Below are 16,585 nucleotides of genomic sequence, written 5' to 3'. Positions count from 1 at the left end.
AGAGATTCCTAATATGACTAAAAATAGTGTTTAAAAATTAAGATTATTGAATTGAAATGTTATTAAAGAGTAAAATAGAAGAAGGTAATATGAAAAAAGATAATAATGAATAATATTAAATATAATTGACCATGCATTTGATTAGTACTTATTAATGCAATTATAGTACTAAATACAATCATGATAAGTGAATTTACAGTTGTTATAATTATAAGAGATATGATGCATTCAAAATTAGTATTAAATAAAAAAAGGACAATCATATTTGATATTATGGATACTATAATTATAGGCAATAATTTTCCAGTAATAAATTCAAGAGCATTTACAGAAGAAAGTATAAGAACGTCTAATGTCTTCTTTTCTTTTTCTTCCAAAATGAAATAAGATGGTAGCTGTATTCCTAATAATACAATGCTAAGATTAATACAGAAGTTCATTACAGGAATAAAAATTTTAGTATCTCGAAATAAATTTGAGTAAAATAAAGAAAAAACTAATGGTAGCAATAATACAAATATTATATAAGGATTTCTATAATATTCTTTTAATTCTTTTATAAATATAGCTCTAGTCTTTCTAATTGAAAAATTCATTGTAAAGCCTCCTAATAGTGTGAATTGCTATAATTGTCTTTTATTGTAAGATAATATGAATATAAATATCGGTATAATTATCCATATAAATACTATAAATAAGCTATATTTGGAATAGAATATAGAATATCCATTAGTAATATTTTTAATTATTAGATTTGAATGGTAACTTCCAAGGAAATTTGCAGCAGTGTTAAATATACGATTAGCATTAGAAAAGCTAGGTATAGCCATTATAAATATTAAGACTATTATGGAAATCATACTTGAACTTGTTAGATTATCACAAAGCATACCTATAGTTGCACCAATAATAATAACACTAATAATACACATTAATTCTATAATAAAAAATTCAGGTAAATATTTTATATTAATTTTAAATGATATAAAGGAAATTAATAGCGCTAATAGAGAGAGTGAAAAAGGCAATAATATTTTGCTGATTAGAAATTCAATAGAAGTCACTGAAGAAAGTGTAAGTACATCTAAAGTATTTTTTTCTTTTTCTTCAGCAATTAACATGGCTATAGAAGGTAAACAGATAAATCCTATGCCATAATTTAAAGAAAGATTAAAAAGGAACATACTTAAATTAGCACTTTTATGGGGAATAAATCCTAACAAACATATAAATATAACAGGAGCTAAAAATGTAATTAAAACATTAGGATTTCTGTAATAATCCTTTAACTCCTTCATAAACAAAGCTTTTACCCTCATAATTGAAAAATTCATATTAAGTCCCTCCCAGTTACTTTTAAAAATATTTCTTCTATAGTTGGCTCATAGGAATGGATAGATTCCAAAGCTTCTGTTGCTATCCAGGAACGTATTTTTTCAGCACTTTCTGCATTTATACCTACAGATATTTTTTCACTTCTACCTTTTAGCTTAACTGTTATAACACGTTTAGCATATTTCAGTTTTAAGTTTTCAGGGGTATCCAGTTCAACTATTTTACCTTCGTTTAAGAATCCTATTCTGTCACAAAGCTTATCTGCCTCTACCATATCATGGGTGGTTAAAAATATAGTGGTTCCTTGTATATTCAATTCCTTCAATAATTTATGGATTTCTGCTGAAAGTGCAGGATCAAGAGAAGAAGTTGGCTCATCTAAAAATAATAATTCAGGATCATTTATAAGGGCTCTCGAAAGTATAAGTCTTTGTTTCATGCCTTTAGAAAGCTTTTTAACTACAGTTTTTTTATTATCTAAAAGTCCTACTCTCTTTAACATAATATCGATATTGGTTTTGTCTGTAACAGCTATATCTGTAAAAAGTTTTAGGTTGTCCCAAACTGTAAGCCTTTCATACACACCACTGTTGTCTGTGAGAATACCAACTCTATTTAAAATGTTTCTATTAAAGGAATAAACATTGGTATCTAAAACTTCAGAATCTCCTGATGTAGGTAATATTTGTGAGGTTAATATTTTAATAGTAGTGGTTTTTCCGGCACCGCTGGGCCCTAAGAGACCAAATATTTCATTCTTTCTTACATCGAAAGTTAATCCATTTAGAACTATCTTATTTTTAAAGCACTTTTTTATATTTTTCATTGATAGTATAGTGTCCATTTATATTGCCCCTTTCTAAATTAACTCTAGACATTTCAAATATATATTGACTTAGATTTATTTGAGTTATCTTTAATATAATTATCCTGTTTTCAACTTCTAATAGCATTAAAAAAACTATGAAAGGAGCAATATAAAGGTTAAAAAGAGTAATTTTAACTATGGATTATAAATCATATAATAATAAATAAGGTATATTTTTTTTAATACAAGAAGATTGATTATGATTATATATACAGTAGTTTTTTTATGTCATCTAGTCTGCTCTTTGAAAGAGGTATAGACTTTTTATATTTGTCATCTAAGGTAAGGCTAAAACTATTTCTTGTCCAATTAATAACTTCTCTAACTTTCTGTAAGTTTACTAAATAGGAACGATGGCACCTAAAAAATCCAAAGTCTTTAAGTTTATTTTCCAGTTCCGTTAAGGACATGGCACAAGGGAATTTTTCTTCTCCTACATTAATATAAGTAGTTCCATTTAGACTTTCCATATAAGTTATTTCTGTAGGATTGAAGAGTATTATTTTTTCATTAATCTTTGCTGGTATTTTAGTTATCTTTAGCATGTGTGGTTCAGAAATAATAGGTTTATTTGGCTTATCATCACGATTACAATTGGTATCTATTTCTATTGCGTTGAAGCCGTTCTTGTCTAGAATATAGCCTGTACAATCTAATAAGAGTATTTCTTCCAACGAAACAGAGGTACAAACTAAAGCTATTCCTAAGCTATTAATATAGGGTAAAGCTTCTCTTATTATTAAGGAGCTTTCCATATCGTGATATAAAGTAGGCTCTTGTATCAAAATCAAATTAGAATTGCTAACAAGTGCTCTGGCAATTCTTAGTCTTCCTTTTTCAGAGTGGCTAAGGTTTTTTATTTTTGTATTTTTTAAAGTAACAAGTCCTAACTTAATTTTAATTTCTTCAATAGGGGATTTATAATTAGATATGTCTCTAAAGAATTTTAAGTATTCATTTACAGTAAGTCTCTCATAGAGTCCATCATCTTTTAAAACCAGATTTATTCTAGTTTCATCTGATTGAGTTACACTTCCTTTTGAAGGTTGAATTTTCCCAAAAATCAATTTGAAAAGTGTAAGGCATATTTCTTCAGAACATTTTATACCAATGGTTTTACCCTTGCTTATAGTTAAATTCATATTATTTATAATGTTAGAATTCTTGTTTTCCTTTGATAAATTTTTTATATTTAGTAGTTCCATTTTAAACAGCTACCTCCAAGTTAATAAATATAATGTAGTAGTACTATATCTTTATATAATTATTTATAAAGTGCAGAATAAGTAAAAATTATCTTTAAATATAAGAGTTTAGTTTATGAAAAAATATCCATAAATTAAAAGTTATCCATATTATAACATAGATTTCTTATGGGTAAAATTAACTTTAATAGAGTGTAGTGACCTATTGGAATAATGAAAAAAATAAATTGAAGTTATATAAAAATAAATTGAAGTGCTATAAAAATAAGAGTTATAATGTATTTTAATGGTAGGCTAAGAAAAAACTATTTAGGAGATGATATCAAATGGAAAAATCTAAAGTTTATTTTACAAATTTGAGAACAAAACCAGGTACTAATTTATTGGATAAATTAGGAAAGTTAATGGTGAAGGCTGGAATTAAGAATATAGATTTTAAAGATAAGTTTGTGGCTATAAAAATTCATTTTGGTGAGATAGGAAATCTTGCATATATAAGGCCAAACTATGCAGCAAAAGTTGTAGAAGTAATTAATGAATTGGGTGGAAAGCCATTTCTAACTGATGCTAATACATTGTATTCAGGAAAAAGAGCTAATGCATTAGATCATCTTGATACTGCAATGAAGCATGGATTTAATCCAATGGTTGTAGGTTGCAATGTAATAATTGCAGATGGCCTTAAGGGAACAGATTATACTGAAGTTAAAATAGATCAAAAACATTGTAAAACTGCTAAAATAGGTACTGCTATAGCAGATGCGGATATTATTATCTCAATGAATCATTTTAAAGGTCATGAAATGACCGGGTTTGGAGGAGCTCTTAAAAATCTTGGAATGGGATCTGGGTCAAGAGGTGGAAAACTCGAAATGCATTCTGCATCACAACCTAAAATACAAAAGGATAATTGTGTAGCCTGTGGAATGTGTATTAAAAATTGCGCACAAGACGCCATAAGCTTTGATGAAAATAAAAAGGCTACTATTGATTATGCGAAGTGCGTGGGATGCGGACAATGTGTAGCAATTTGTCAGTTTGATGCCGCACAAGTTGTGTGGAATGAATCTGCTGATACTGCAAATGAGAAAATTGCTGAATATGCTTATGCAGTGGTAAAAGGTAAGCCTAACTTTCATATTAATTTTATTATGAATGTTTCGCCTAACTGTGATTGTTGGGATAATAATGACATGGCTATAGTACCTGATCTTGGAATAGCAGCTTCTTTTGATCCTGTGGCATTAGATAAGGCATGTGTGGATATGGTAAACAATGCACCTAAGATAAATGGATCTATATTAGATGATATTCACTATCATGAAGGAGAAGATAAATTTGGTCACATACATGATAATACTAATTGGAAGACAGGACTTGATCATGGACAAGAAATAGGACTTGGAAAAGAGGACTATGAATTAATAAATATATTATAGTTAACTTTGAACTAGAAAAGGAGAATGTAAAATATGATTTTTGATTCACATGCACACTATGATGATGAGGCTTTTAATGAGGATAGAGAGCAGGTTATAAAGGAACTTAGAGAAAATGAAATTATAGGAGTGCTTAACTGCGGAGCTTCATTAGAGGGAGCTAGAGATTCTGTAAAACTCTCAGATAAATATGATTTCTTTTATGCAGCAGTAGGCATTCATCCAGAGTTTGCACACATTATAAATGAGGATGTTATAGGGGAACTTAGAAGTCTTGCTAAAAATCAAAAGGTAAGAGCTATAGGTGAAATAGGACTGGATTATCATTATGAAGAAAATCCACCTAGAGAAGTACAGAAAAAGGCATTTATAAAACAAATGCAATTGGCAGAAGAACTTAATCTTCCTGTAGTTATACATAATAGAGAAGCTCATGCTGATACTTTAGAAATAATAAAGCAATTTCCTAAGGTTCATGGAGTAGTCCATTGTTTTTCTGGAAGTTTAGAGATGGCAAGAGAATGTATCAAACTGGGTTATTACATTGGATTTACAGGAGTTGTAACCTTTAAGAATGCGAGAAAGACAGTAGAGGTTGCAAGGGAGATACCCCTTGATAAAATGCTTCTAGAAACAGATTGTCCTTATATGGCACCAGAACCTAATAGGGGTAAGAGAAATAGATCTGATTATATAGAATATATAGCAGAGAAAATAGCAGAAATCAGGAGAGATATTCCAATAAATGTAAAAAATCAGACTATACTGAATACCAAGAATTTGCTAAAAATAGATTAGTAATGTAAAATAATTATATAAAGTTTTTATTTATCTGGGCACAAAATGTTCAGATAAATTTTGTTTTATTAGTAATATTAAGTTATATGATACCATATAATTTAATAAAGGGATTAACCTAGTGTATTAACCTTCCTATGGTAAAATCAGTTATTGTAAAATTAAAGCTATTATACATTTATTTTACTAAATGCAATACTTGATTTTCTGGTTTTGTCTAATAATGGCATGGAATTTGACAGTATATCTAATTTGTAGTTATAATGTTAGGGATTCTTGCTAAAAGGGGGGATTAGTATGTTTAAAAAATTGAAAGATAATTTTTTTGATTTTAAGAGTTATTTTTCAAAGGGTTCTATTATGGCTCTAGTTATGGTGATTATAATATTAAGTGTTACCATATATGCAAGAAGTATGAGAAAAGTTGTAACAGTGTCTCTTAATGGGGAGACAAAAAAAGTTATATCATACAAAAATACCGTAAAGGATATTTTAGAGCAAAACAACATTAAAATAGAACCAAAGGATAAGATTAAGCCTAGTGTAGACATAAGAATAAAAAGTGGACAAGAGATATATATAAAGAAAGCAGTAGGTTTAGAGTTGCTTGTAGATGGTAAAGACATAAAAGTTAAGTCTGGAGAAGATTCAGTAGAAGATATGTTGAAGGCAGAAGGTATAAAACTAAGTGACTCAGATAAAGTAAAACCTTCAAAAAATGATTCTATTAAAAATGGAATGAAGGTTGTGGTAACAAGAGTTAGTACACAAAAGCTTGTGGAAGCAAAGCCCATAGATTTTGAAACAGTTGTTCAAAATGATAATAATATGGGAAATGATGAAAAGCAGGTTATCCAGCAAGGTGTAGCTGGTTCAAAGGAAATAATCACTAATGTGACATATGAAGATGGTAAGGAAGTTGCAAGGAACATAGTAAGTGAAGTAGTAAAAAGTGAACCTGTAAAAGCTGTTGTTAAAGTAGGAACTCTTGGAGTTGTAAATGCAAATCGTGGTGGTAAAGCAACTTATAAAAGCAAGATTAATGCAAAGGCCACTGCATATACTGCGGATCTTAGATTTGGAATAACGGCTTCTGGAACAAGAACCAAGAGAGATTCTAATGGATATAGCTCTATAGCTGTTGATCCTAGGGTAATCCCGCTAGGAACAAAACTTTATGTGCCAGGGTATGGTTATGGAATAGCTGAAGACACTGGTGGTTTAATAAAGGGAAACCGAATAGACTTATTTTTTACAAGCGAAACTGAATGTGAGAACTGGGGTATCAGACCAGTAGATGTGTATATCTTGAAATAGGGCCTTAGGGCTCCTTTTTTTTATTTAATTATTATTAATATATGTAACTTGCTTTGCATAAGATATGACTTTAATCTTTGACTTGTTATTTCTTCTCAGATAGCTTAAGCTATATAATTAGAAGAATATTCTATATGTATTTGGAGGAAAAAATGATTAAAGAGGTAATTGTTGTTGAAGGAAGAGATGATATTTCTGCCATAAAGAGATCGGTAGATGCTGATGTTATAGCTGTAGGAGGTTTTGGAATAAATAAGGCAGTTATTGATAAAATAATAGATGCTCAGAAAAGAAGAGGAGTTATTGTATTTACTGATCCAGACTTTGCAGGAGAAAAGATAAGAAGGATAATAACAAAGAGAGTAAAGGGTGTAAAGCACGCAAGAATTACTCAAAGAGAAGGAACAAAGGACGATGATATAGGCGTTGAGAATGCAGAGCCAGGAGCTATAATAAGAGCTCTTAATAATGCAAAATGCGAAAACAAAGAGAAGGTTGAGATTTTTAATATTCAAGATATGATATTTTTTAAACTCACAGCAGACGGCAAGGCTAAAGAGAGAAGAGATGGAGTGGGAAGACAATTAGGCATTGGCTATGCTAATTCTGCTCAATTTCTAACAAGGCTAAATAACTTTGGAATAACAAAGGAAGAATTGGTGGAAGCTGTGAAAAGGGCAGAAAAGGAGATAAAATAAAGCATGGAAAGTGTGAACACAAAAGAGATCGTTAAAAAGTATGGGTTCAAATTTACAAAGAGTTTAGGACAGAATTTTTTGATTGATAGTACAGTTTTAACTGACATAGTAAAGGGAGCAGATATTTCAAAGGAAGATTTTGTAATCGAAATCGGTCCAGGAGTTGGAACACTTACAAAACAATTATTAGATTCAGCTAAAGCCGTATGTGCTATTGAACTTGATAGTGATCTTTTACCTATATTAGAAGAAGAATTAAAAGAATATGATAATTTTACTTTAGTACATAAAGATGCACTTAAAGTGGATTTTAATGAAATTATAAATTATGAAAATTCGGTTAAGCTAGTAGCTAATTTACCCTACTATGTTACTACACCAATAATATCAAAATTATTGATTAGTGGATATGTTTTTAAATCTCTTACGATAATGATACAAAAGGAAGTGGCTGAGAGAATAGCAGCAAAACCAAATTGCAAGGAGTATGGTGCATTATCATTACTTGTACAATATTATTGTGATACGGAGATAATAAGGAAAGTTTCTCCAGCTTCATTTATTCCCCAGCCAAAGGTTGAATCCATAGTGATAAAATTAGATAGGTTAATTGAGCCTAGAGTAAAGGTGAAGGACGAAAAGTTATTTTTTACTATAGTAAGAGATTCTTTTAATATGAGAAGAAAAACCCTTTGGAATGCACTTAAGCAATTAAAATTAAGCAAAGAAAACCTCGAATATGCATTTTCAGAGTCAGGTATAGATCCTAAAAGACGAGGAGAGACTCTTTCCATTGAAGAGTTTGGAAAACTGGCAGATGTTGTATATGGTATCGTTAATAAATAACATTAGGCATATTCAAATAAATAACTAGTCAGTATGCTAGCCTATTTTGAATCTTACTGCGTCGGCAGAACCCTCAGATAGCTCACTATCCTCGGAACCTGCTTCCTTGTATGATTCAAAATATTCGTCGCATCTTTGACTTATTATTTATTTTCACATGCCTTAACAATACTCTTTTAGAGTATTAAAAAGTGCTAAGTATAAATTGCTTGGCACTTTTTATTTATTTATTTGTTCATTTTTAGTAACTTACCTCATATATTATATTATATGAATATTGTGGGGGGATAAAGAGGTTGAGTCAGAAAAAGAAATATAGTAGAAATTTCATAATACTTCAAGAAGACGAAAAAGGGTATGGATTAGCATCAGACAAAGCACCAACCGGTTATGCCAAAATAGAGGTAAAGAACAATAAATGTAAGATTTCATTTTACGTTCAAAACCTAAAAAAAGAAATGAAGCCATATTATATACTACTTATTTGTAATAAGAAAGATGAAAAGAAATTAGTTAAGCTTGGTGAATTAAACATAGACAATACTGGAAGAGCAGAGGTGAGTAAAGAATTTACTCCTGAGAATATTGCGGCCAGTGGAGTGTCAGTTGATAAAGTTTGTGGTGCAGCTGTAATTAGGTCTGTGGATACAAATATAATAGGGGTATTAAATGGATTTTCCATTACAGATATTCCCAATGACTGGAAAAAGTATACGTTAGTAGATAACGTGAAGAAAAGAGAAAACGATGAAAAAACAAAATCAGAAAATCAAAATAGTACTGTTGAACACAAAGACAGAAGTTTTGATGAATACGAAGAAAAAATAGAAAAAGTGAAAGTAGAAAAAGAAACTGAACAAAATAATAGTTCAGATGATAGGAATGAACCGAATAAAGACAGTAATATATTAGAACCTACAGAATTGAAAGAGAAGTTAAAGGATTTAAATGATGATGATAAGGACAGTATTAGAAACTCAAAGAAGAATAAAGATTCAAAGTATGATTCAAATAAAAATAAAGATAATAAATCAAAAGTAGTAGATAACGAAGACAACAAGGATAACAAGGATAACAAGGATAACAAGGATAACAAGGATAACAAGGATAACAAGGATAGCAAGGATAGCAAGGAAAACAAGGATAACAAGGATAACAAGGAAAACAAGGATAACAAGGATAACAAGGATAGCAAGGATAGCAAGGAAAACAAGGATAACAAGGATAACAAGGAAAACAAGGAAAACAAGGATAACAAGGAAAACAAGGATAACAAGGATAGCAAGGACAACAAGGACAACAAAGATAACAAAGATAATAGGGATAATAAAGATAACAAGGATAATAAAGATAACAAGGATAACAAAGATAATAAAGACAACAATTACTACAATAATAAGATTAATTTTAATAATAACTATAGTGTAGAATATGCAAATAAAGATAACACTGTAAAAGATCCTAATGTCCAGAAATCAAAAGATTATAGTAAAACAAAGTCAGGAAGATTTTTTGATGGATTGACAAATAATTTACAACAGTGGAATGATGAGTTTCAAGATCTTAGTAGATGTAAATTATATAAGTTGCCAGTAAGATCAATTGAAGACATGTACAAAGCTTCGAGCTATAACAGGTATACAATATTATATTATCCTATGATAAGCTACTTCCCTTATATAATAAGACATGGTCACTATTTGTTTGGATATAAATATGACAAAGAAGGAAAAGTGAAATATATAGTTTATGGTATACCAGGTACAAAAGCTCATTATGATCAACCTTTTGGAGGTAAATTTGGATTTGTAAGCTGGGTTCAAGGAAAAAATAATAAGGGTAAATATGGAAATATGGGATATTGGTTATTATTCTATGATTTCAGAAAGTCAGTAATAGTAATTCCTGTGAACAAGTGAAATGTGTAAGCTTATAGTCGGTGTAAATAAAATGGTCATTATTATGTGAGTTTTATTTATACCGTCTTAATTTTTTCGTGGCATATTACAATCAATATTACTCATGAAAAATTTTAATAAATAAGGAGGTATTATATATGAAAGTATTTGTTGTAGACAGAAAAAAATTAGGAGTAATATTTGTAGTTATGGGGCTTATGGTAGTTCTTTTTTCAATAGGAATAAGATTAGATAATAGAATAAGAACAACAGCTTTTATTCAAAATAATATGGGTGCATTAAAAGAATATTATGTGACAGACCATAAAATAAGCTATAAGTTACCTTCAAAGTGGACAACAAGTGAAGAGAAATATAGTGGAGGGGAAATACTGTATCATAATAATTTTAAGGCACAGGATAATAGTATTCATGGATATGTTCAGGTATGGAATTTAAAGAGAGATTTAAAAAGTTTTTTAGATGATAGTAAGGTTAGCCCAGAAGTTCAAAATAAATCACAGGACTTTAAAATATCTGATATAAAGATAAATAATAATGAAGGTTATTTAGTTACTTATAAAACAACTGGAGATGGGAAACCCTATAATGCCTTTGAGTATTTTGTGAAATATAATGAAAAGTTTATTAGATTTTCTTTTTATGTAGAAAGTGACAAGCTTAATAATAATATGCCTTCTGTATTTAGAGCAATAGTAGAAACCTTAAAATATGAATAAATTAGTACAACTATGGATATGTTGCTTTAGGCATATTCAAATAAATAACTAGTCAGTATGTTAGTCTATTTTGAATCCAACCACGTCAACAGAACCTTCAGATAGCTCACTATCTGAAGAACCTATTTCCTTGTAGGCTTCAAAATATACGTCGCATCTTTGACTTACTATTTATTTTCATATGCCTTAAACCAAATTACAGATCTTAAATGATAAGCTAAATTTTATTTTAAGCAATATGTCCATAGATAATTAATATAAAATACATAAAACTAAGCTCTTTTATTCTTGATTACAATTAATATAAGACGTATAATAAATAATGTCTATAAACAGAATTCTTAGATTCAGAGGGTGTTTTTCCCGCTGAATTTTAGAAGTCGTTATCTAGGGACGTGACGCTGTTATATCTGTACTTAGAATCTAAATGATTTAATAATTACAGCGACTAGTCATCAGGAGAACAGAATTCTTAGATTTAAAAGAATGGGGATGCTTTGTAAGGGAGAGGTTTTGGTGAAAAAAAGAAGATTAGTGTTAGTATTTGTATTTTTATTAATAGCTAGTTTGTTTACTGGTTGTAGTCAAGTTGACTCAATAAAAGTAAAGCTTGGCTTAAAAAATAAAGATTTTGAATATATAAAGCAAGGAAGAGTAAAAAAAGTAGTTATACAAAATAGCAGGGATAGAGGTTATAAGTTTGTAGTAACAAATCCAGTTGCCATTTCTGAATTATATGATATTTTGTCAGATGCAAAGTCGGTAGACAGTAAATCTTCTCTTGACCCAGACTATATTTTTAGTTTATATGAAGATTCCAATAAGGTTCATGAATTTGATTATGTAGTAGGATTAGACAAAAAAGATGGTGGAAATTTATATTCCAAGGATAAGTATTATATAGTTCCCAGTAGAATTGATAATGATATATTGAGTAATTTTACGGATTTAAGAACTCCAAAAGATTTTAATAAGCTTTACTATACATTCATAAGTCAATGTATTGATAAATATAGAGAAGATACTAAAAATAGTAATAAGTCCATAGGTGTAAATGTAAATGATGATGTAGATGTAGCTAAATATATATTTTCCTATGATTTAGATGATTTCCAAAAATCATTGCCTTCCAGTGTAAAATTGATTAAAAATGGAAATGATACTTCTTGTGATGTAAATGAAACAGTTATTACTACTGGGTATAAAGCAGGTCAATATAAGTACAATAAAAATACTTATGATTCAATTTATAAAAGTACTGTAACTTTTTATGATAATAAGACAAAAGATTCAAAGATATATTATATGATTGCCAGATATAAAAATGGTTGGGATATAACTATTAGTGATAAAAAGAGTAGTGACTTCTAATATTTAAAAGTAAATAAACTGATATCAAATGAGATCACTAACTTTAAAATAATTTGGAGGAATTTCAATGAGTAACTGTGATAGCTGTGCTAGCAATGGAAGTTGCAGCAGCAATGATAAAGATAATTGTAATGGTGGAATAAAAAAGACTATGCCTAAATATGGAAGCGTAAAAAATATAATAGGCATTATAAGTGGTAAAGGTGGAGTTGGGAAGTCTACTGTAACTGGAATAATTGCTACAGAACTTAGAAAATCAGGTTATAAAGTAGGAGTTTTAGATGGCGATATAACAGGTCCGTCTATGCCAAGATTTTTTGGAGTAAATGATAAGAGAGCAGAAATGATTCCCATAAATAAAGCAGAGGTTAAGTTTAAGCCAGTAGAAACAAAATCAGGTATAAAACTTATATCACTTAATCTTCTTATAGAAAATGAAGATGAACCTGTGATTTGGAGAGGTCCAGTTATAACAGGTGCTTTGAGTCAGATGTATACTGATACAGAATGGGGAGATTTAGATTATCTTCTTATAGATATGCCACCAGGCACTGGTGATGTAGCTTTAACTGTTATGCAGACTATGCCAGTAAAGTCTATGGTTGTAGTTTCTACTCCACAGGACATGGTTTCCATGATAGTAAAAAAGGTAGTAATCATGATAGAAAAAATGAGTATACCTATAATCGGTGTGGTAGAAAATATGTCCTACATAAAGTGTGGAAACTGTGGTGATAAGATAAGGGTATTTAGCAAAAAAACAGCGGAAGAACAGGCTAAATATTTAGGTATACCTCTTTTATCTGAAATGCCTATAAACCTTGATTTAGTTGAAAGCTTAGAAAAGGGTACCGCAGAAAAGTATATAAGTGATACGGATGAATACAAAATGATTATAGAAAAAATTATATAGGTAGTATTATTATTCTTTGTTTGGCAACAATATATAGGGATGTTCAAAATATATTGTAAAGGATGGTGAAACTGTTAGCAAAACAAATTGAAATTTGTTATAACTAATAAATTTATACATATTAATTAGTTTTGCGTAACAGTAATATTACTATGCAAGCACATGTTGATAAAGATACCTGTATAGGTTGTGGAGTATGTCCATCAGTATGTCCAGATGTATTTGAAATGGATGATGATGGAAAAGCAAAAGAGATAGTTGAAAGTGTACCAGAATCTGCAGCTGATACTGCTAAAGAAGCTGCAGATAGTTGTCCCGTTAATGCTATAACTGTTGAATAAATAAAAGACTGCATTTTGTGCAGTCTTTTATTTATTGTTAAAGGAGTTTTATATAATAGTCTTTACTTTTGTATAATATTTAAATAGGTTCATGTTTAGTCAGGTTAAAAAATTTGTTCTATTATAATATAAAAACTAGGAATAATAATATAAATTAAAGCATTAATAGTAGTAGAAGAATATGTATTGTTGAAAAATAAGATTTTTCAAAATGTTTGATAAATTCGCAATTATAAGTTAAAATTGACTTGATATATAAACTTTTGCATAGATGGTATTTGGCATTTTTAAAATCTATAATTAGGATGTGATTTTATGAAAGCAATTATAATGGCAGGAGGAACAGGAACTAGACTAAGACCTCTAACTTGTAATATACCAAAGCCAATGATGCCTATAATAGGGAAGCCTGTAATGCAATATTCATTGGAACTTTTAAAAAATAGTGGGATAAAAGATATAGGAATAACTCTTCAGTATTTGCCAGATTCAATTATAGATTATTTTGGTGATGGAAGTGAATTTGGAGTTAATCTACAATATTTTATAGAAGAAATTCCACTTGGGACTGCAGGCAGTGTTAAAAATGCAGAGAATTTTCTTGATGAAACCTTTATAGTTATCAGTGGAGATGCCGTAACAGATGTAAATATAATGGATGCATTAAAATATCATAGAGATAAAAAGTCAGTGGCAACCATAATATTGAAAGAGGTTAAGGTGCCCTTGGAGTATGGTGTAGTTGTTACAAATAAAGATGGTAGAATCACTGGCTTTCTAGAGAAACCAAACTGGAGTGAGGTATTTAGTGATAAGGTGAATACCGGTATATATATATTTGAACCAGAGATATTTAGATTTTATGATAAAAATAAAAAGTTTGATTTTAGCAATGATCTTTTTCCTATACTTATGAGAAATAATATAGATATGTATGGTTATAATTCTAATTTTTATTGGTGTGATATAGGTGGTATTAATGAATTTATGCAATGTAATTATGATATACTTGAAGGCAATGTAAACGTAAACATAAAAGCCGTGGAATATAAAAAAGGTATATGGATAGGTGAAGATTGTAATATTGGTAATAAGGTTAATATAAATCCTCCTGTATATATAGGGGACAAGTCTATTGTATATGATGAATCAGAACTAGGACCATATACAGTTATAGGTATGAATAATATTATATCACCTGGAAGTACAGTGAAGAAAAGTATAATTTTTAATAATTCTTATATAGGTAAGAATGTAGAATTAAGAGGGACTATAATATGCAACAAGGTACAACTTGAAAATGGAGTTTCGGTTTTTGAAGAAGCAGTAATAGGTGATGAAAGCATCATGAGAGAAAGGTCAATAGTAAAACCAAAAGTAAAGATTTGGCCAAATAAGCTTGTGGAGAACAGAGAAGTTATAAGAGAAAATTTAATTTGGAATCGTAAAATTGAAAAGAGTTTTTTTAATAATAAAGGCATAAGAGGAAATATAAATGTAGATATTACTCCAGAATTTGTACTGAAACTTAGTTCTGCTTATGGATCTATAATAGATTGTAATTCTAAAATACTTATAAGTTGCAGCGAAGAAGGCGCAGCTCAAATGCTAAAGTATTCATTAGCTACAGGTCTTATGTCTATGGGTCTTGAAGTATATGATTTGAAGAAAAGTATATTGCAAATAACTAGAATGGTGACAGTTTCTATGGGATTTAGTGGAGCAATTCATGTGTCTATTGATAAGGATAATTATGAAAAAGCGGATATAGTTTTTATAGATAAGGATGGGCTTAATATAAGTAAAAATATGAGGAGAAAAATAGAGAATAAGTTTAGGCGAGAAGATTTTAGAAGAGCAAGGATGGATACTTTTAAATCCATAATTGCTATAAATGATTACACTAAGAGCTATATTGAAAATATAATAAATAAACTGGACAGAGGTAAAATAAGAGAAAATAAATATAAGATAGTATTTGTTACAAAGAATAGAGCTATTAAATGGTTACTAATAAATATGTTCAATGAGATTAAAGTTGAATTTATAGTAATGAAAAATACAAGTAATTTAAAAGAAATAAGTGAAGAAGTGAAAAAATATGGTGCATCACTTGGAGTTTGGATTTCAGATGAAGCAGATAATTATGCTTTAGTAGATGAAAAGGGTAAGATTATGGAGAAAGAATTAAAAGAGGTTCTTAAAGCTTTAGTACTTCTAAATATTTTTAAATTCAATACTATTGTTGCATCGGTAGATGTTACTTATTCCGTAGAAAAGCTGGCTGACATGTATAATGCAAAATTTATAAGGACTAAAATAGATGAGCGAATCATCGTAGATGAGTATATAAAAAGTGAGAAAGATAAGAGAGAAAAAGATATATTAATAGCATATTTATCCACTATAGATGCTATTACTATGATATTGTTAGTACTGAATTTGATGGCGCAATTTCATAGTAGTCTATCAACTATTATAAAAAAAGTACCAACATATCACAATAAGGTAATGAAAATAAAATGTCCTTGGGAAAAGAAGGGCAAAGTTATGAGAAATATTATAGAAGATGGTGGATTTAATTATTTAGATTTAATAGAAGGAGTAAGAATAAGTTTTCCAAAGTGCTGGGTACTTATATTGCCAGATTTAGATGAACCTTTGTGTAGCGTACAAGCTGAAGGTGAGGATAAAGAATATGTGGACAAGATGTTGGAAAAATTGTCCTTTAATATACAAAAACTAATAGGATGATTTTATTAAATTAATAAAATTGCCTAGATAGAATAGAAGTAATTTATATATTTATAAAGTTA

Annotated in this window: 15 protein-coding genes; 11 read left to right on the top strand and 4 right to left on the bottom strand. The window is 29.4% G+C overall.

Going from position 1 to position 16,585, the window contains the following annotated elements:
- Positions 1–62: 62 nt before the first annotated feature.
- The 4 genes from RH99_RS07530 to RH99_RS07515 form a co-directional block, all read right to left on the bottom strand.
- On the bottom strand, positions 63–596 hold the full coding sequence (locus RH99_RS07530; protein ID WP_010236079.1) for an ABC transporter permease: 534 nt from the start codon (positions 594–596) through the stop codon (positions 63–65).
- 27 nt (positions 597–623) lie between these two features.
- Positions 624–1,334, bottom strand: coding sequence for an ABC transporter permease (locus RH99_RS07525; protein ID WP_010236077.1), 711 nt, complete (start codon positions 1,332–1,334; stop codon positions 624–626).
- Positions 1,331–2,179: an ABC transporter ATP-binding protein gene (locus tag RH99_RS07520; RefSeq protein ID WP_010236076.1), complete on the bottom strand. Its 849-nt coding sequence runs from the start codon at positions 2,177–2,179 to the stop codon at positions 1,331–1,333. The genes RH99_RS07525 and RH99_RS07520 overlap by 4 nt, the downstream gene beginning before the upstream one ends.
- 227 nt (positions 2,180–2,406) lie before the next feature.
- Positions 2,407–3,408 (bottom strand): LytTR family transcriptional regulator DNA-binding domain-containing protein, encoded by a 1,002-nt coding sequence (locus RH99_RS07515; protein WP_010236074.1) that lies wholly within the window; start codon positions 3,406–3,408, stop codon positions 2,407–2,409.
- A 326-nt stretch (positions 3,409–3,734) separates the two neighbouring features.
- Here RH99_RS07515 and RH99_RS07510 point away from each other — a divergent pair, with 326 nt between their 5' ends.
- From RH99_RS07510 to RH99_RS07460, 11 genes are all read left to right on the top strand, one after another.
- Complete coding sequence (locus RH99_RS07510; RefSeq protein ID WP_010236072.1) at positions 3,735–4,847, top strand: DUF362 domain-containing protein; 1,113 nt, start codon at positions 3,735–3,737, stop codon at positions 4,845–4,847.
- Between the two features lie 33 nt (positions 4,848–4,880).
- Positions 4,881–5,645 carry a TatD family hydrolase gene (locus RH99_RS07505; protein ID WP_010236070.1) on the top strand — a complete coding sequence of 255 codons (765 nt, stop codon included), beginning with the start codon at positions 4,881–4,883 and terminating at the stop codon, positions 5,643–5,645.
- 297 nt (positions 5,646–5,942) lie between these two features.
- Positions 5,943–6,962, top strand: a complete 1,020-nt coding sequence (locus RH99_RS07500; RefSeq protein ID WP_010236068.1) for a resuscitation-promoting factor — start codon at positions 5,943–5,945, stop codon at positions 6,960–6,962.
- Positions 6,963–7,114: 152 nt separating this feature from the next.
- Positions 7,115–7,660 (top strand): ribonuclease M5, encoded by a 546-nt coding sequence (gene rnmV / locus RH99_RS07495; RefSeq protein ID WP_010236067.1) that lies wholly within the window; start codon positions 7,115–7,117, stop codon positions 7,658–7,660.
- A 3-nt stretch (positions 7,661–7,663) separates the two neighbouring features.
- Positions 7,664–8,506: a 16S rRNA (adenine(1518)-N(6)/adenine(1519)-N(6))-dimethyltransferase RsmA gene (rsmA, locus tag RH99_RS07490; protein ID WP_035776721.1), complete on the top strand. Its 843-nt coding sequence runs from the start codon at positions 7,664–7,666 to the stop codon at positions 8,504–8,506.
- A 296-nt stretch (positions 8,507–8,802) separates the two neighbouring features.
- Positions 8,803–10,425, top strand: coding sequence for a hypothetical protein (locus RH99_RS07485; RefSeq protein ID WP_010236063.1), 1,623 nt, complete (start codon positions 8,803–8,805; stop codon positions 10,423–10,425).
- Positions 10,426–10,562: 137 nt separating this feature from the next.
- On the top strand, positions 10,563–11,144 hold the full coding sequence (locus RH99_RS07480) for a PsbP-related protein (RefSeq protein WP_010236061.1): 582 nt from the start codon (positions 10,563–10,565) through the stop codon (positions 11,142–11,144).
- Between the two features lie 516 nt (positions 11,145–11,660).
- Positions 11,661–12,515 carry a YhfM domain-containing protein gene (locus RH99_RS07475; protein ID WP_010236059.1) on the top strand — a complete coding sequence of 285 codons (855 nt, stop codon included), beginning with the start codon at positions 11,661–11,663 and terminating at the stop codon, positions 12,513–12,515.
- 67 nt (positions 12,516–12,582) lie between these two features.
- On the top strand, positions 12,583–13,428 hold the full coding sequence (locus tag RH99_RS07470; protein WP_010236057.1) for an Mrp/NBP35 family ATP-binding protein: 846 nt from the start codon (positions 12,583–12,585) through the stop codon (positions 13,426–13,428).
- Positions 13,429–13,580: 152 nt separating this feature from the next.
- Positions 13,581–13,769, top strand: coding sequence for a ferredoxin (locus tag RH99_RS07465; protein WP_010236055.1), 189 nt, complete (start codon positions 13,581–13,583; stop codon positions 13,767–13,769).
- 315 nt (positions 13,770–14,084) lie between these two features.
- Positions 14,085–16,523 carry a sugar phosphate nucleotidyltransferase gene (locus RH99_RS07460; protein WP_010236053.1) on the top strand — a complete coding sequence of 813 codons (2,439 nt, stop codon included), beginning with the start codon at positions 14,085–14,087 and terminating at the stop codon, positions 16,521–16,523.
- Positions 16,524–16,585: the final 62 nt, after the last annotated feature.

The sequence above is a fragment of the Clostridium arbusti SL206 genome (assembly GCF_000246895.1).
Lineage (GTDB): Bacteria > Bacillota > Clostridia > Clostridiales > Clostridiaceae > Clostridium_I > Clostridium_I arbusti.
The sequence above is the reverse complement of the archived record's forward strand: the minus strand, read 5'-3'. Positions and strand labels throughout refer to the sequence as shown.